Genomic DNA, 17,190 nt, shown 5'->3' on the forward strand with positions numbered 1-17,190 from the left:
CGCGTGTAACTAAGTTCTTTAGAGTCTTTAAATTGGCGGAGTATTGGGTCTTACTTACGAATGGACAAACAACTTACAACAAATTACCGGGTAACTCGAGTGGTTTAACATATAGCAAATAATACAAAATCGCGTCTATTTAAAGACTTTGGCTTAGAGCCACAACCACTATAACACTCTTCGGGACGATTACTATACAAATTAATTGATAAACTACGGATTTCATAAATAATTCACCGCAGCGTAACAAAAATCAAAGCCCTTTTCGCCACGCCAAATACCAGCAAACTGCGCCAATTACGCCTGTACTTGCAGGGAAATACCAAGATAAATCGTACATTGGCAGTATTGCTGTCATTAACACAAAGGTGGCACCCACTACGCTTAAATGAGTGGTCTGAGTTGTTTTCTTTTGCTCTTGAAGCAGAGCCAAATGGGCCCTTTGTTGTTGTAGAGGCAAGCGCTTCATTTGCTGTAAACTGTCGTAAAGAAGGTCTGGCATTTCAGGCAGTTTTTCAGACCAGAAAGGTAAATTGTCTTTTACCTTCCCCATCATGGCGGTAAAGCCAATCTGCTCTTTCATCCAGTTTTCAAGAAACGGCTTGGCGGTTTTCCATAAATCAAGCTGAGGATACAACTGACGGCCTAAGCCTTCGATATACAGCAATGTTTTTTGCAGTAGCACAAGCTGTGGCTGAACCACCATATTGAAACGTCGTGCTGTATTAAAAAGCTGTAGCAGCACGTTACCAAAGGAAATTTCTGCAAGTGGCTTTTGAAATATAGGTTCACATACCGTGCGAATGGCCATCTCAAATTCATCGATGTTGGTGTCTTGCGGCACCCAACCTGAGTCAGCGTGAAGCTGGGCGACTTTGCGATAGTCGCGGTTGAAGAAGGCAATAAAGTTTTCAGCCAAATAGCGCTTATCTTCACGGTTTAGCGTACCCACAATACCAAAATCGATGGCGATGTATTTTGGGTTTTCAGGATGTTCCGTAGATACAAAGATATTGCCCGGATGCATGTCTGCATGGAAAAAGCTGTCGCGAAACACCTGAGTGAAGAATACCTCCACACCACGCTCGGCCAACTTTTTCATATTGGTATTTTGTGTAAGTAATGCGTCGATATTTGAGATAGGTAGGCCGTAAATGCGCTCCATAACCAGTACATTACTGCGACAGTAGTCACTGTAAATTTTAGGTACATACAGCGCGTCAGAACCTTCAAAGTTGCGACCAAGCTGGATGCCATTCGCAGATTCACGTAGCAAATCAAGCTCATCAACAATGGTCTTGCGATATTCTACAACCACTTCCACAGGACGCAGACGTTTGCCGTCAGGAAGCCAGCGTTGAAGCACGTTAGCCAAGCTAAATAACAGCTCCATGTCCGCCACAATGGTATCGCGAATATCTGGGCGCAATACCTTTACCACGACGTCTTCATTGTTATGCTTTAACTTTGCCGCGTGAACTTGGGCGATAGAGGCAGACGCCAGCGGCGCTTTTTCAAATTCACTGAATAATTCGCTTAAATCAGAAAGCCCCAACGCTTGCTTGATAATGTGTTGCGCTGCTTCAGATGAAAACGGCGGAACTTTGTCTTGTAAACGGGCAAGTTCGTTAGCAATGGCAGGGGGAAGCAAGTCTCGGCGGGTAGAGAGCATCTGGCCGAATTTAATAAAAACAGGCCCAAGGTTTTGTAGTGCAAGCGTAATACGCTCGCCGGCTGACTTGCCCTTGTGCTTGTTCCGCACCCAGAAAATGGTATGACGCATAGCCCGCGCATACCAGGGTAACCACTTTGCTGGAATAAGTTCGTCTAAGCCGTGTTCCAACAATACCTTGTTAATTCGGTATAACCTAACAATACGCATTTATGAGCCTGTTTCTCTCAATCTTACTTAAATTTTTCTTCTAGGCGGCGCAGTCGCGCATCGGCACTTTCTGCTCGATCGCGAAGCGCATTAACTTCGTCACTAAAGTGCATAACCGCCAGCTTGTGTGCAGCAAGCTGCTTTTCTTCTACTACGGCGTTTCCGAATACTTTCGCCATGGAGGCTAGCGCTGACATCGACTTCTCATGCACAGTTTTCATCGTTTTCACGGTTTGATGGGCAATAACATCGTTAGTCTTTTGTGCCAGCAACTCTTCAATGTCAATGTCGAGCTGCTGAAATAAGGCACTGACTTGCTGAGCAACATTTAGCTCTCCTTCCAAAAAGAGGGCTTTTTGCTGAATAAGTCGAGTCAACTGGCTGGTTTCTTTTAACTCTGGCAAGGTTTGTAACGACGTTTTAATACAACAGTCTTTCGGCCCGAGGGCCGCGACGGCGTCTTCAAACGAGCCTTGTTCACTAAGCACGTCGATACGGTCAGAAAACGACAGCGTAATACCATAGGGAAGCGGCGAAATGAACGCGGTAAGCCTAGCGCCAGCAAGCGCTTTTAGCCTTGCTTCGCTTTCTTCATCTAAAGACAGTAACTTGTTTAAAACCGATTCAGCCGTTGCGGTAACCAGCGCAGAAGTAGGCATTAAAACTTATAACCTCTGTGCAGCGCTACAATACCGCCAGTCAGGTTTTGGTAATCACATTGCTCAAAGCCAGCCTGCTCAAACATACCCTTCAAGGTTTCTTGATCAGGGTGCATGCGAATACTTTCCGCAAGGTATTGGTAGCTTTCTGCATCGTTCGCCACCAGTTGCCCCATTTTTGGCAAAATGTGAAACGAGTACATATCGTAAAGTTTGCTGAGCTGTTCTGACGTAGGCTTAGAAAATTCTAATACCAATAAACGGCCGCCTGGTTTTAACACGCGAAAAATAGAATTGAGCGCGTTTTGCTTTTCCGTTACGTTTCTAAGGCCGAATGCCATGGTCACCACATCAAAGTGGTTGTCAGGGAAAGGCAATGCTTCTGCGTCAGCTTGCACATAATCGATGTTGCTTACCAAACCTCGGTCGCGAAGCTTGTCACGGCCCACTTTCAGCATAGACAAGTTGATATCAGCAAGGGTTACGCGCCCTGTTGGGCCTACCAAGCGAGAGAACTTAGCGGTTAAATCGCCAGTACCACCGGCAATATCCAATACTTTATTGCCAGCGCGAACACCGCTGCAGTCTATTGTGAAACGCTTCCATAAACGATGCACTCCCATCGACATAAGGTCGTTCATTACGTCGTACTTTGCTGCAACAGAGTCAAAAACATTAGCAACTAAAGAGGCTTTTTGCCCTTTATCCACCTGTTTGAAACCAAAGTGCGTTGTATGCTCAGTAGCATTGTCGATTGCAGAGTCTGCTTGCGTAGCGGGAGTTTGATTGTCGCTCATGACAGTCCTGTAATTTGAATATTTTTATTAATGCCGAAGTGTATAGGATTGTGTGCTCAAGCAAAAGCTTTATGCCAGACTGTCTCGTGATGTAAATCAAGCCTTTGGCCTTTACAAAAGCGGAGCCTGCAAGGCACAAGCTCGCTTGTTTAAAAGACTAAAGCAGCTTGCTCTACGCTACCTGATTGTTTGTGCCCCAACTATAGGCAACAATGGCACTGATCTCTTGCAAAGAACGGCCGCTTTCTTCATGCCATTGCGCAAATGCCGCATTGGCCGCCGACAGCGACTTTTTCGAGGTTAAGCCACCGTCGATAATTTCATTCTTTCGCAAGTAATCTTCCACGTCACGAGAGAATAAAAACGTGTCTATGCCTAGTGCACGAAGCATGTAGGGGCCGGTGTTGCCACCTAATCGCGCACCGCGTTTTTTCAAAAACGCCCAAAGCTCAGTGATATTGCCTTTTTCAAAGCCTGCTACGAACTTACCAAAGCTACCGTGCTCCAGGGCTACGTCTTTGATCATCATGGCATTGTCACGCACTGTCATCACTTTTTTATAGTTGCGAACAATGCGCTTATCTGACGCTTTTTGCTCTAGCATTTCATCGGGCATCAACAACACTTTATCAATGTCGAACCCGAAAAATACGGTTTCAAAGTCGGGCCACTTTTGCTCAATAACTCGCCAAACGAAGCCCGACTGGAACACTTTTTTGGTCATCGCCGCTAAAAAACGGTCGTCAGGAATGGCTTCAATTTGCGCTTTAGAAAGTGGTGCTTGGAGCATGGCTTCAAGCACCCTTTCACCGCCTTTGCGCTCGCACGCTCGGCGGTAGATAGATTGAAAAGACTCTAGCTTAGACTCTTTCATGTGTGCCTAGCCTTTAATACCGCTGTGACGAAGCAAAGCGTCAACTTGCGGCTCGCGCCCCCTAAAAGCAACAAACAAGTCCATAGGAGGCTTACTGCCGCCCATTTCTAAAATGTTTTCTAAGAATGCTTTGCCCGTGTCACGGTTAAAAATGCCATCCTCTTCAAACTTGCTGTACGCGTCGGCAGAAAGCACCTCGGCCCACTTATAGCTGTAGTAGCCCGCTGCGTATCCACCAGCAAATATGTGACCAAAGCCGTTTTGGAACCGGTTGAATGATGGAGGAATGACCACGGCCACCTCTTCACGCACTTTATCCAATGTGCCCTGTACGTCTACCTCACTGCCCTTTTCGCTATGCAGTAAAAAGTCGAAAAGACTGAATTCAAGCTGGCGTACCATCTGCATAGCAGACTGGTAATCCCGTGCAGCAAGCATACGGTCCAGTAAATCAGCAGGGAGTGGCTCACCCGTTTCATAGTGACCAGAGATAAAGTTAAGTGCGTCTTCTTCCCAGCACCAGTTTTCTAAAAATTGGCTTGGCAATTCAACCGCATCCCACGGTACACCGTTAATACCCGATACACCCGCTACGCGCATTTTAGTAAGCATGTGATGGATCCCATGACCAAACTCATGGAACATGGTCACCACTTCATCATGAGTAAATAGCGCTGGCTTATCCCCTACAGGTGCGTTGAAGTTACAGGTAAGGTACGCAACGGGTAGCTGTAATTCGCCATCCATTTTTTCACGACGTACGCGACATTCATCCATCCACGCGCCGCCACGCTTTTTAGCTCGTGCGTATAAGTCTAGGTAAAAGCTGCCGCGCATCACATCGGCATCGTCAGTAATGGTGAAGTAGCGTACATCTTTGTGCCATGTATCAATGCCAGGCTGCTCAATAATTTTTAAGCCGTACAGGCGATGTACTACTTCGAATAAACCAGACAACACTTTATCTTCGGGGAAATAAGGACGAAGCATTTCATCAGAAATCGTGTACTTTTCCTGTTTCAGTTTCTCGCTGTAATACGGTAAATCCCATGCCGCTAGCTCGCTAACACCATGCTTGTCTTTCGCGTACGCTCGTACTTCTTCAAGCTCTTTTTCTGCCTGAGGCTTAGACTTAGCCGCCAAATCACGTAAGAAACCTATGACCTGATCGGTAGAGTCCGCCATTTTAGTCGCTAGTGAACGCTCTGCATAACTTGAAAAGCCTAACAATTCAGCCAGTTCAGTACGCAGCGTTAAGGTTTCTTTGATTATATCGGTATTATCCCACTTACCCGCATTAGGGCCTTGATCAGACGCTTTTGTTGCATAGGCGCGATACATTTCTTCGCGAAGTTCGCGGTTATCGGCGTAAAGCATGACCGGCAAATAAGACGGAATGTCTAACGTAAACAACCAGCCCTGTAAGTCTTTTTGGTGCGCAGCTTGCGCCGCTGCTTCAAGGGCTGACTCTGGCATACCGGCAAGTTCAGCTTCATCGGTAATGTGTTTAGTCCAGCCCATAGTGGCGTCCATCACATTGTTGGAAAAGGTTGACGATAGCTCGCTAAGCTTTGCCTGAATCTCTGCAAAACGTTTCTTCTGCTCTGCGGGAAGCGCTACACCTGACAACGTGAAATCGCGAACGGCGTTTTCAATCACTTTCTGTTGCTCTTCGCTCAAGGTCGCAAATTCGTTTGACGCTTTGAGGGAAGCATAAGCATTGTAAAGGCCTTCGTGCTGGCCTACCCAAGTTCCATATTCAGATAATAGTGGCAAACACGCATCGTGGGCTTCACGCAATTCATCGCTGCTCACCACGCTATTCATATGAGACACCGGCGAGAACATTTTGCTTAAACGGTCGTCCACCTCTTCAAGGCGCAGCACTAAATTTTGGTAAGAGTAATCTTTCGACGCCACGACCTCTTCTATTTCGCTTTTACACGCCGCAATGGCATTTTCAATTGCGGGCTTAATAGAGGCAGGCTCAATAGCGGAAAAAATTGGTAGTCCATCTACCATTTCTATTGCAGGGGTTGTCATAATCTTTTTCACTCTTAACGCTTTGATAGAATAATGATGGGGCTTTGCTGACTAAAAGCAAGCTATTGTTTACGCATCTGTTGACCTGTCTTGAAGTTACTTCTAGTTTAAGGCTATGGATCACCAAACTGCACCATAACTCATTAAGCTGAGCGCACTTTTCCATGTAGGGGTAGTCGTCAGATTTGCGTGATCTCACACCACGACCGCCCCAGGCATGTCGCAAATGTCGTATTTCATCCTTTTGTCTACTTTGTCTCCTAGTCATATAGCAGCTATAATTCTGGTTAATATATCTACAAGGCATTGATATGAAAACCTTAACATCAGGCGAAATAGCCTCGTACTGCGACGTAAACCTTCGCACTGTAATTCGATGGATCGAAAGCGGAAAGCTTAAGGGCTTCAAGCTTCCGGGACGTGGTAACAATCGTGTTCTTGTTGAAGACTTTATTGAGTTTCTTGAACGCCATGATATGCCTATTCCAGATGCGCTCAGAGGGATTGCCTCACCATCCATCCTGATCGTAGACGACGAGATGCCGGTGGCCAAGTCGATACAGCGTGTAGCAAGACGCGCAGGCTTCGATTCGTACATCGCGACTGGGGGATTCCAAGCAGGGATCATGTTAAGTCAATACGAACCAAAGGTTATGACACTTGACCTTAGCATGCCTGGCATGGATGGTTACAGTGTTATTGAATTCACCCGAGAACAAAGCAAATACAAAGATTTGAAAATTATCGTCATATCAGCCTTAGACGACATAAGTCTTGAGCGTGCGCTGGAAATCGGTGCTGATGCGACGCTTCAAAAGCCTTTCTCAAATCATGATCTTACCAATGTGCTAGAGCAATTCATGTCAATGTAGTTTGAATGAGAAGGAATGACTATGTCTTGGCCAGCAACGTGCATTTTAATCGCTCTATGGATTACTTTAGTCCCGCTTTCAGCTGAGGGAAAAGCGCTGACGTTTGGCGTTGTTCCTCAGCAATCTGCCAAGAAAATGACCGAAAAGTGGCAACCATTTATTGATTATGTGAGTAATTACACTGGTCTTAACATTGAATTTAGAACGGCCAAAGACATTCCTACTTTCGAAGCTAACCTAACTGCCGGACTTTACGACTTGGCCTACATGAACCCTTATCATTTTGTGGTTTTTAACGACTCTGTGGGTTATCGCGCACTTGCTCATCAGGCAGACAAGAAAATACGTGGGCTCATTGTGGTTCACCGGGACAGTCCAATTCAAACGCTTTCAGATTTAAACGGGTCTGAAATTGCCTTTCCTGCGCCCGCTGCGTTTGCAGCGACTATTATCACCAGCGCTCACTTACGCAAAAATAACATCGCATTCATTCCTCGTTATGTGAAATCTCACGACTCGGTGTACTTATCAGTACAGCGTAATTTTTTTAAAGCAGGTGGCGGAATTTTTCGCACGTTAAATATTTCTCCGGAAGCAATAAAAAATGACCTTCGTGTGCTGTGGCAAAGTGAGGGTTATACGCCCCACCCCATCGCGACGCACCCAAAGATGGCAGATGACGATAGACAAGCTATTCTTAATGCATTGATTGCATTATCTAATGACAGCAGTAAGTCCTCAATTTTAAGCGATATTGGGTTGGGCGGATTTATTGCCTCTAGAGACAACGATTGGGACGACGTGAGAAACCTAGGAATTGCGTCACTTTCAAGACCGCACCTATGAGAAATGAACATATGAAGCTGTCGTTGCGATTTAAAACGATTACCGGAATTGCAAGTATCGCTGCACTTTTGCTGCTGGTGCTCCTTGTGACTGTGTTTCAATTGTTAAACGATCTTGTTGACAGCAACATCAAAAAGTCTGCAGACACCACGGTTGCACTTTTTGTATCTACAACAAAGAATGCTTTTTTAAGCTATGACTTAGCTTCACTTGATGCCGATGTATCCGAAATATTAACCAACCCTAATATTTCATACGTGAGAGTAAAAGACAAAACCAACAATATATTTGTAGAGAAAGGTAGTGAAGCCGCGCTTAGTCGTCCCTTTGAAGCAGACTTATCGGTGTCAGAAGCTGACGATGGTGTATATGACACCCGCGCTCCAATTATGGTAAACAATACCTTATACGGCTATGTTGAAATTGGCCTAAACATAGCCTCAGTTACTGAATCGGTCTCTAGGGTTAGAAGCTGGACGGTAACCCTCGCTCTGATGGAGTTCGTTCTAGTTGGTTTGTGTTCGTATTTACTCGGCTCGTTTTTAATGTCTCAGCTTCAGCAGCTTTTGCAGGGTGCTAAACACTTAGGTGAGGCGGTGAGAAACAACGACTATAAAGAAGTTTTTGTTTCTGTTAGGGGGAAAGATGAATTAAGCGAGCTCGCTGAGGCATTTAATCAACTCGTTGAGCGGCTAAAGGAAGAATACGAACAGCGCCAGCGTGCACAAGATGAGCTTAAAGAACTAAACACACTTCTCGAAGAAAAAGTACAAGACAGGACAGCCTTACTCAACCAGAAAAACTATCAGCTAGAAGAAACGAACAAAGATTTAAAAGAGGCCCAAGTACAACTTCTTCAGGCTGAAAAAATGGCGTCAGTAGGGCAACTCGCCGCTGGTGTTGCCCATGAAATTAATAATCCTGTAGGTTTTGTTAGCAGCAACATTTCAACACTCAGTGAATACGTTGCGACTTATCAAATGATTTTTTCACAGATTCAGGTTGTTTTAGACGAGAAGGATGAGCAAAAGCGCGCGCTTGCCCTTGATAAACTTGAAAAAATGCTGGGCAATCAAGATATGGCTTTCATCAATGAAGATATTTCCGACTTGCTCGGTGACTCTCGCGAAGGCTTGCAGCGCGTTGCTGAGATAGTGAAAGGGCTTAAATTGTTTTCTCGCGTTGATAGCGATCAAATGCAAAAACACAACATTAATGATTGTGTGCGAACCACATTGGCCATGGTTAATAACCAACTAAAATACATATGTACAGTAGAAACGCATTTGGGAAGGATCCCTGATGTAGATATGAATGTTGGTAAAATATCTCAAGTGATAACTAACCTTCTCATTAACGCTGGCCAAGCTATTGAAGCTACTGGCAAAAACGGAAAAATCATTATCACAACTTGCACTGTTGGCGAGTTTGTTGAGTTACGAGTAGAAGATTCCGGCTGCGGAATACCGCCAAGCCACCTTGATAAACTGTTTAATCCTTTTTTCACTACAAAACCGGAAGGACAAGGAACGGGTTTAGGACTTTCAATTTCATTTGGTATTGCGCAAGAACACGGCGGAACGCTATCAGCCTCTAGCACCGAAGGAGATGGCAGTACATTTACGCTAGCGCTTCCAATCAACCCAGTTTCCAAAGACTCACAAAATAACGGTGATACTAATAATGCATGAAGTTATAGTGTCAAATAATGTAATAGCATGTGATATTAGTTACGTCGCGTATAAGGATAATTTATGACAGAGCCTACTGAACAAGCTTCAACCTATACCGTGCTATTTGTCGACGACGAACCTAATATTCTTCGTGCAATTAAACGCGCGCTCTTCACCATGGATATTACGCTACTGCTTGCTGACAGCGGTGCTAAAGCACTGGAACTGATGAGTAATCACGAGGTCCACGTTGTAATCTCAGACATGAAAATGCCTCAAATGTCAGGCGCTGAGCTTCTTGAGCAAGTTGCTATTAATTATCCCGATACATTTAGAGTTGTACTGACTGGATATGCCGATATCGAGTCAACTATTAAAGCCGTTAACCAAGGTAAAATTCATCGATATCTTCAAAAGCCGTGGGATAACCAAGAATTAATATCTGTGGTTGAGGAGGGGTTAGAGCGGGTTAAATTGAAGGCCGAAAATACGCGTCTTCAAAAACTTACTCGCCTTCAAAACAGAAAGCTTAGAGACGTAAACGCTTCGCTGGAACAAGTGGTTCAAAAGCGTACCCGCCAAATAAAGGCTGCGCTTAATAAAATAGAAAAGCACAATATTGCCATGGAGCAAGTGCTGTTCAACGTGATAAGCATTAATCCAAACATCAACGGTAAGTTTGCTATTGAGGTGAGTGAATTAGCGTCGAAACTTGCGCGTATTGCTCGTTTAGAGAAAGACGAAATAAAGCAAGTACGCTATGCCGGCCTTATTTGTGAGCTTGGCCTGCTAGGGCTTGAAACCGAAGATTTCAAAGCGCCATTTTCAAAGCTTAAATATCAACAGCAACAAAATTACTTGTCGCAAACCAAACAGGCAGCACTGATCCTCGCGCCGGCACACGAACTGCATCAAGTTTCAGATATCATCGAGTTTCAATTCGAGCACTACAATGGCTCAGGTTTGTATAACAAAGTTGCCAAAGAAATTCCCGCAGGCGCGCGTATTTTAGCGATTGCCCGAGATTATTGGCGCTTAGTAACTGGCAGAATGAGTGGTGTGGAAATGAGCCCTCGCGATGCCAAATTAGAAATGAAAAAGCACAGAAATACCCGCTATGACGGCGAGTTTTTGGACCTTTTACTCGAAGCAGAAGATGTCACAACGTCTAAACTGCTCTCGACATCATTAAAAGCCACGCAGCTTAAGCCGGGCATGGTCCTCGCCCAAAATTTGTATAACGATAGTCACATCCTTATCCTTCCCGAGGGACATGTGTTTAGTGATGCCACCATTCAAAAACTCGTACACTTTGAAGAAGAGCGTGGAAAAGCGTTTAGTATTCAAATAGAACCAGAAGAGCTTTCTGCTACTATAAGTGAATAAGCTTAAAGGTTTCGTGCTGAAAACAGGACGGGCGATGCATGAATATGCCTCGCTTTACCTTAGCCTTTTAATTAGGCTGCACTGTCCCCATTGATAAACTAAATGAAATTCCCTTAAGCAAATCTCGGTCTTTTGATTACTCTTTATGACGAGACCGATAGAGAATGATTTGCTTTGCGAACCTGTCGAAGGCATTTGTGCTTATCGCTTGCGTTCGCCTAACCGACAAAAAAGGCTTTTTTAATGACACATTTTGATTATATTTGTATTGGCGGTGGCAGCGGTGGTATCGCATCCGCAAATCGTGCAGCTAAACACGGAAAAAAGGCCGCTATCATTGAAGCGAAAGATATTGGCGGTACATGCGTGAACGTTGGCTGCGTGCCTAAAAAAGCCATGTGGTACGGAGCACAGGTAGCTGAAGCTATTCACCGCTACGCACCTGAATACGGGTTCGATTTGTCGGTAAATCACTTTAGCTGGGACAGCCTGATTGCCAGCCGCCAGGCTTATATTGAGCGTATTCATGCCTCTTACGACCGTGCTCTTACTGCGAACGATGTAACGCTTATCCGTGGTTTCGCGAAGTTTATTGATAACAACACGATAGAAGTTAACGGCGAAAAGTACACGGCTGATCATATTACGATTGCAGTAGGCGGCCGCCCAATAATCCCAGATATTGAAGGTGCCGAATACGGCATTGATTCTGATGGTTTCTTCGCCTTAAAAGAGCAGCCTAAGCGCGCTGTTGTGGTTGGTGCCGGATACATTGGCGTGGAATTAGCCGGCGTACTACACGCTCTTGGAACAGAATCGCACCTAGTGGTTCGCAAACACGCGCCGCTTAGAAACTTCGACCCGCTTATTCACGAAACTTTGGTTGACATGATCCACGCTGAAGGCTGCAAACTGCACGACCATGCCAGTGTGGAGAAAGTAGAAAAGGCTGACGATGGTGAGCTATCAGTGCATCTAACCAACGGTGAAGTGCTAAAAGCTGACTGCCTAATTTGGGCGATTGGCCGTAAGCCTTCTACCGACAAAATCGATATTGAAAACACCGACGTTGAGTTAAGTGATGACGGCACGGTTAAAGTAGATAAGTACCAAAATACCACAGCCAAAAACGTGTACGCAGTAGGTGATATTACCGGGGAGGCAGAGCTTACTCCGGTGGCAGTTAAAGCAGGTCGTTTGCTTAGCGAACGTTTATTTAACGGCCAAAAAGACGCTCACATGGATTACTCGATGATTCCAACCGTGGTATTTAGTCACCCACCTATTGGCACAATTGGCTTAACCGAGCCAGAAGCTGTCAAAGAATATGGCGAGGATAACATTAAAGTATACACCTCTAGTTTTGCGTCTATGTACACCGCGGTAACCCGCCATCGTCAAATGACTAAGATGAAACTTGTGTGTGCAGGTAAAGAGGAAAAAGTGGTAGGTCTACACGGTATTGGCCACGGCATGGATGAAATTCTGCAAGGCTTCGCCGTTGCTATAAAAATGGGCGCGACCAAAGCTGATTTTGACGCTTGTGTAGCCATTCACCCTACCAGTGCGGAAGAGTTTGTTACAATGACCTAAGAATAGGTGCTTAATTGAGTGCTTTCTTACAAAAACCGGCATTTACTAGCAAGTAAATGCCGGTTTTTTATATGCCTCTAACTAACTTTTTCTAGCTCGACTGGTACACCATTTAGTACCGCATTTCCCGACAGTTCGTCTACCTGTAAATCGTCGGTAAGGATGTTGGTGTTAACCCCAGGATGTTGACTTGCCACAGACAACTTTATACCTTTTTTGTTGTGACCCCATCCATGCGGAATAGACACCACGCCGGGCATAATTGCATCTGTGATCTCAGCCTCTACAGTTAGCACCCCAACGCGCGATTTCACACTGACCTCACCACCATCTTCAATGCCGTATTTAGCGGCGTCATCAGGGTGCAACTGCAACGTACAGCGGTTGTTGCCTTTCACCATACGAGGACTGTTATGCAGCCACGAATTATTGGTTTTAATGTGCCGGCGTCCTATCAAAACGACGGACTGATTTTGTGGCGTAGCATGTTTCGCTTTTCCAAAGAAATGCGTATTAACCCTGTCTAAATCAGACATGAAATAATCAAAGTCTAAGTGGATCTTCTTATCTTCATGGAACAAAGCATGAGGCAAGGAAGGCCGCAGCGGTCCTAAGTCAATTCCGTGCGGGTGTGCTTTAAGTATTTCAATCGACAACCCTTCTGAGGGAATGTCGGGTGAAGTTTGATTTAAGTTAGCCTGAGCGTCTCTGCTTTCGTTTGCCCCTCGACCATACAGCCCAGCTTGCAATAAATCATCGACCACACCTTTAGGCTGTTTGTCCCAAAGCGCAGCATAGTGTGCCGTGCTTTTTCCGTTTAGGGCATCTAGCCGCTTAGCTAAAGACAGATAGATTTGCCAATCGGTAAGCTGGTCTTCATCAATGTCCACCACAGCTTCGGAGAATTTAGCGAAATTACGCACTGCAAAGTTGTGAAAAACAATGTCGTAGTGGTCGCGCTCTAGCGCGGTTACCGGAGGAAGAATTACATCTGCATGGCGAGAGGTTTCGGTAACGTAAAAATCTACCGCAACCAAAAAATCGAGTTGAGAAAATGCTTTATCAAGCTGCTCTGCATTGGGCGTAGTGACCACGGGATTACCTGCACCAATCACCATGGCCTTAATTTGCCCTTCTCCTGGGGTTAAGATTTCCTCGGCTAAACATGCTACCGGGTATTCACCCGCAAACGCCGGGAGCCCTCTTACGCGAGAGGTAAATCCGCCCATGCTGCCCTTGCCTGATACAGGTAATACGTCAGCGGCCGGCTGTGTAAACATCATGCCCCCCCTCTTATCTAGGTTTCCGGTGAGCATATTAAACAGCATGATGAGATATTGGGTCAGTGTGCCAAACGCTTGTACGCTAGCCCCCATCCTGCCATAACAAACTGCAGACTCAGCATTGCAGAAGTCCAAAACAAGCTGAGTGATTTGTGAAGCCGAAATACCGGTAAGCTCGCTCACTTTTTGCGGCGAGTAATCGCGAACGTATTTTTCAACCTCTTTTATATCTTCAGCATAAGGTAAAATTTCATCCACTTTATGCAATTGCTTTTCAAATAATACATGCAGCATAGCCAGCAGTAATAGCGCGTCACTGCCAGGGCGAATAAAGTGATGTTCACAGCTGATATCAGCGGTTTCGCTGCGTTTAGGGTCTATAACAACGACTTTCCCACCGCGTTTTTGAATGCCCTTCAAACGTTTCTTCACGTTTGGCACCGTCATAATGCTGCCATTAGAGGCCAGCGGATTTCCGCCGATGATCATAAAGTGCTGCGTATGGTCAATGTCAGGAATAGGAATTTGGGAGATATGACCAAAAAGTCGTCGACTAACAATGTGATGTGGCAGCTGGTCAACGGATGTAGCGGAATAGCGGTTGTGCGACTTAAGGGCGCGATAGAAATAAGGCCCAAATAGTATTGAGCCCATATTATGCGCATTAGGATTACCTAAATACACACCAACCGCATTGTTACCGTGTGCCTGCTGAATGCGGTGTAAGTTGTTTGCAACCAAATCAAAGGCGTCATCCCAAGAAATCTCTTCCCATGCGCTGTCTTCGTCGTCAAGTCTTACCCTTTTTACAGGGCGCTTCAAGCGATCAGGATCATCGTACAAGTCTTTTAACGCACTCGCTTTCGGGCAAATATGACCTTGACTAAAGGGGTTATCTTTATCCCCTTTTATTGACAGTATCTGACGGCCTTTCGTCGCTACCTCAATACCACACATTGCTTCACAAAGCGTACAGGTAGAATAATGCAATTGTTGTTCAGCGTTGCTCACGGTAATTCCTACACAATTCATTGTTAATGACTTGTTACGAAATTAGCGATTATTGCTGTAATAGACAAGCATCATTGACAGTGATGGTAAAGAGAAGGCACCTCGCCACAATTAGACGAGGTGCTATTGGTTAGAAAGAGTAAGTCACACCAAGGGTTGCTGTGGTGCCTAACCCTTTAATATTGTAGCCACCGTAAGTATACGACTGAGCGCGCGCAGGATAGTAGTCGCTGTTAAACAGGTTCTCGACACCCATAAACGCATTCCAGTTTTCAGCGAACTGGTATTGTCCACTTAGGTTAACAATATTGTAGCTCGATATAGGTCCTTGATCGCCCACATAGTCGCCGTCAGCATTTGGCGAGAAGCGTTTACGATCACCCACATACAGATAGCTAACTGTTAGCGATAAAGTGTCTGATGGCTTCCAATTGACGTTTGCCGTTGCTTTGGGTGGACTAATTTGGCGAGAGCCAAGGTACACATCAGCTTCGGTATTTTTCCCTTCAACGTAACTATATGTGGCTACCACGTTGAGCGTTTCTGAAATTCGATAGTCTACTAAGCCTTCATAACCCCAAATTTCCTGCGGTGCGCGAACAGGCTCATACACACCTGTCACCTCGTTGAAACTATTGGTCGTACCGAGTTCAGATGTACTTCTGTAAGCCGCAACTTCAAGGCGTACCTGGTCGAAAAGAGAGGTGAAGCCCACTTCGTAGTTATCGATGATAGAAGCTTCCGTTTGAATAAGACCAATATCATCTACCGTTGCAGCGCGCAGTAGGCGGCCAATGTCAGCGATGTCTGAACCTTGCGAATAATTGAAGAACGGGCTAAAGCTGTCGCTCCAGTTATACTTAATTGCAATGTTATAAGTGGTTGCGTCGTAATCTATAGTGTCACCCTTAACTTGAAGAGGAACAGAGCATTGAGTTTCAGAACGACACAGCTTCAGTGTTTCGTAGTCATCAACCGATAAATCGATACTTTCCCTTCTCACACCTGCCTTTACAATAACGTCGTCGTGAATTACCCACTTTGTTTGTAAAAAGCCTGCTAAGCTGTCCATTTCCATTTCAGGTACCCACACGCGCCCATCAACCAGCGGCTGTGAGGTAGTGTCTTTTAACGCGTCGATACCATAGATAAACGTGGCTTCTACGCCATCGAAATCAATGGCAGTATTAAACGTCGCGCGAGCGCCGCGCTTTTCAGAGCGAATGATAGACTGGCCGCCGTCGTAGCCTTCATCCGGGTTAGCTAAGTTAGGCGAAAAGAAGAATACGTTCTCAATATCTTGCGAGTACACATCAAGCGTCATTTCACTGTTTGCAAAGATATTGCTGTCTGTATATTTCAGGGTGACGTTCTCATTTCCGTCAGGCCCCTGAGGTTTCCCGCGTTTTTGCAACGCTTCAGGTACATGAATAGCGTAGGTTTTAACACCTTCGTTGATGTCTCCTGGAACATCTCCCAAATCAGTTTTTTGTTGAGAGCTAAAGTAGTTGTAGCTAAATTGAAGGCGTTTCTCTTGATCGAAATCGTAACCTAATTTAGTAAAGTAATTCTGTGTTTCAGCGTCTGACAGGCCGTACTGCAAACCTAAAATGTCGCCTTCTGCATCGCGCTGAACGCCGTTTTCCTCGAAGCTGGCGGTAACAAGGTAATCGAAATTCTCCACCTTGCCGTTAATCGCAGCTGAAATACGCGCACCGGCTGACTCTTCAAGCTTCACTGCGCTGAAACGTGAAGACAAACTCACTTGGCCCTCATGCGTGTCTTGCGCTGTTGCTTGTTTGGTAATGTAGTTGATAATTCCGCCCGACGCTCCGTTACCATAAACAGACGTGGCGCCCTTAATTACCTCAATTCTAGCAAGCGCGCTAGGGTCAATCGTTTTCACACCTAACGAGCCATTTCTAAGCGGCGTGGACTGAGGCACGCCATCAATCATCACAAGCGGAGCTCGTCCACGCAACGACTGGCCAGTATTGCTCGAACTACCCGTATCTGGAGCTAGGCCCGGCACCATCTGCGCTAACAAGCTCTGTAACTCGGGGTTTACCTTCAGGTGATCTTCAATCTGCTTTCTTGAAATAACGGTGATTGACGCTGGTACTTCATCAATACTTTCAATAACACGGCTTCCAGAAACGATAATACGTTCCATATCCTTTTGGGCATCATTAGCAAAAGAAGGCGCACTAACGGCTAAGGCAATGAGCGTAAGCGATGGTCTAAACATGAAAACTCTTTTAGAAAATAAGG

At 45.4% G+C, this 17,190-nt stretch carries 12 protein-coding genes; 5 read left to right on the plus strand and 7 right to left on the minus strand.

Features of this window, described 5'->3' with window-relative positions; genetic code table 11:
• Positions 1-253: 253 nt before the first annotated feature.
• The 5 genes from ubiB to prlC all read right to left on the minus strand — a co-directional run bounded on the left by ubiB (position 254) and on the right by prlC (position 6,255).
• Positions 254-1,882, minus strand: coding sequence for a ubiquinone biosynthesis regulatory protein kinase UbiB (gene ubiB, locus AC27KT_RS17115; protein ID WP_487131963.1), 1,629 nt, complete (start codon positions 1,880-1,882; stop codon positions 254-256).
• Positions 1,883-1,905: 23 nt separating this feature from the next.
• Positions 1,906-2,541: a ubiquinone biosynthesis accessory factor UbiJ gene (locus AC27KT_RS17120; protein WP_487131965.1), complete on the minus strand. Its 636-nt coding sequence runs from the start codon at positions 2,539-2,541 to the stop codon at positions 1,906-1,908.
• Positions 2,541-3,338, minus strand: coding sequence for a bifunctional demethylmenaquinone methyltransferase/2-methoxy-6-polyprenyl-1,4-benzoquinol methylase UbiE (gene ubiE / locus AC27KT_RS17125; RefSeq protein ID WP_014950941.1), 798 nt, complete (start codon positions 3,336-3,338; stop codon positions 2,541-2,543). Before ubiE ends, AC27KT_RS17120 begins: the two co-directional genes overlap by 1 nt.
• A gap of 172 nt (positions 3,339-3,510) precedes the next feature.
• Positions 3,511-4,212 carry a DNA-3-methyladenine glycosylase I gene (locus AC27KT_RS17130; RefSeq protein ID WP_487131968.1) on the minus strand — a complete coding sequence of 234 codons (702 nt, stop codon included), beginning with the start codon at positions 4,210-4,212 and terminating at the stop codon, positions 3,511-3,513.
• 6 nt (positions 4,213-4,218) lie between these two features.
• Entirely contained in the window at positions 4,219-6,255 is a 2,037-nt protein-coding gene (gene prlC, locus AC27KT_RS17135; protein ID WP_487131970.1) for an oligopeptidase A, read from the minus strand.
• Positions 6,256-6,566: 311 nt separating this feature from the next.
• On the opposite strand from prlC, the gene AC27KT_RS17140 reads away from it, so the two are divergent.
• From AC27KT_RS17140 to gorA, 5 genes are all read left to right on the plus strand, one after another.
• The gene (locus AC27KT_RS17140) at positions 6,567-7,127 is read left to right on the plus strand and encodes a response regulator (protein WP_487131972.1); all 561 of its coding nucleotides are present in this window, start codon (positions 6,567-6,569) and stop codon (positions 7,125-7,127) included.
• A 21-nt stretch (positions 7,128-7,148) separates the two neighbouring features.
• Positions 7,149-7,973 carry a phosphate/phosphite/phosphonate ABC transporter substrate-binding protein gene (locus AC27KT_RS17145; RefSeq protein ID WP_487131974.1) on the plus strand — a complete coding sequence of 275 codons (825 nt, stop codon included), beginning with the start codon at positions 7,149-7,151 and terminating at the stop codon, positions 7,971-7,973.
• An 11-nt stretch (positions 7,974-7,984) separates the two neighbouring features.
• A complete protein-coding gene (locus tag AC27KT_RS17150) occupies positions 7,985-9,664 on the plus strand; it encodes a HAMP domain-containing sensor histidine kinase (protein ID WP_487132100.1) in 1,680 nt (559 codons plus the stop codon).
• Between the two features lie 63 nt (positions 9,665-9,727).
• Positions 9,728-11,032, plus strand: coding sequence for a response regulator c-di-GMP phosphodiesterase, NosR family (gene nosR / locus AC27KT_RS17155; protein ID WP_487131976.1), 1,305 nt, complete (start codon positions 9,728-9,730; stop codon positions 11,030-11,032).
• Positions 11,033-11,275: 243 nt separating this feature from the next.
• Positions 11,276-12,625, plus strand: coding sequence for a glutathione-disulfide reductase (gene gorA / locus AC27KT_RS17160; RefSeq protein ID WP_487131978.1), 1,350 nt, complete (start codon positions 11,276-11,278; stop codon positions 12,623-12,625).
• A gap of 77 nt (positions 12,626-12,702) precedes the next feature.
• Here the strand turns inward: gorA and AC27KT_RS17165 are convergent, their stop codons facing one another.
• Positions 12,703-14,919, minus strand: coding sequence for a molybdopterin oxidoreductase family protein (locus AC27KT_RS17165; RefSeq protein WP_487131980.1), 2,217 nt, complete (start codon positions 14,917-14,919; stop codon positions 12,703-12,705).
• Positions 14,920-15,049: 130 nt separating this feature from the next.
• Positions 15,050-17,167 (minus strand): TonB-dependent receptor, encoded by a 2,118-nt coding sequence (locus AC27KT_RS17170; protein ID WP_487131982.1) that lies wholly within the window; start codon positions 17,165-17,167, stop codon positions 15,050-15,052.
• Positions 17,168-17,190 lie beyond the last annotated feature (23 nt).

The sequence above is a fragment of the Alteromonas sp. 5NW40-0090 genome (assembly GCF_057552975.1).

What these genes read in the sequence shown, in the direction of transcription:
- ubiB (WP_487131963.1), bottom strand. Translation starts at nt 1,882, where the DNA reads ATGCGTATTGTTAGGTTATACCGAATTAACAAGGTATTGTTGGAACAC.
- AC27KT_RS17120 (WP_487131965.1), bottom strand. Translation starts at nt 2,541, where the DNA reads ATGCCTACTTCTGCGCTGGTTACCGCAACGGCTGAATCGGTTTTAAAC.
- ubiE (WP_014950941.1), bottom strand. Translation starts at nt 3,338, where the DNA reads ATGAGCGACAATCAAACTCCCGCTACGCAAGCAGACTCTGCAATCGAC.
- AC27KT_RS17130 (WP_487131968.1), bottom strand. Translation starts at nt 4,212, where the DNA reads ATGAAAGAGTCTAAGCTAGAGTCTTTTCAATCTATCTACCGCCGAGCG.
- prlC (WP_487131970.1), bottom strand. Translation starts at nt 6,255, where the DNA reads ATGACAACCCCTGCAATAGAAATGGTAGATGGACTACCAATTTTTTCC.
- AC27KT_RS17140 (WP_487131972.1), top strand. Translation starts at nt 6,567, where the DNA reads ATGAAAACCTTAACATCAGGCGAAATAGCCTCGTACTGCGACGTAAAC.
- AC27KT_RS17145 (WP_487131974.1), top strand. Translation starts at nt 7,149, where the DNA reads ATGTCTTGGCCAGCAACGTGCATTTTAATCGCTCTATGGATTACTTTA.
- AC27KT_RS17150 (WP_487132100.1), top strand. Translation starts at nt 7,985, where the DNA reads ATGAAGCTGTCGTTGCGATTTAAAACGATTACCGGAATTGCAAGTATC.
- nosR (WP_487131976.1), top strand. Translation starts at nt 9,728, where the DNA reads ATGACAGAGCCTACTGAACAAGCTTCAACCTATACCGTGCTATTTGTC.
- gorA (WP_487131978.1), top strand. Translation starts at nt 11,276, where the DNA reads ATGACACATTTTGATTATATTTGTATTGGCGGTGGCAGCGGTGGTATC.
- AC27KT_RS17170 (WP_487131982.1), bottom strand. Translation starts at nt 17,167, where the DNA reads ATGTTTAGACCATCGCTTACGCTCATTGCCTTAGCCGTTAGTGCGCCT.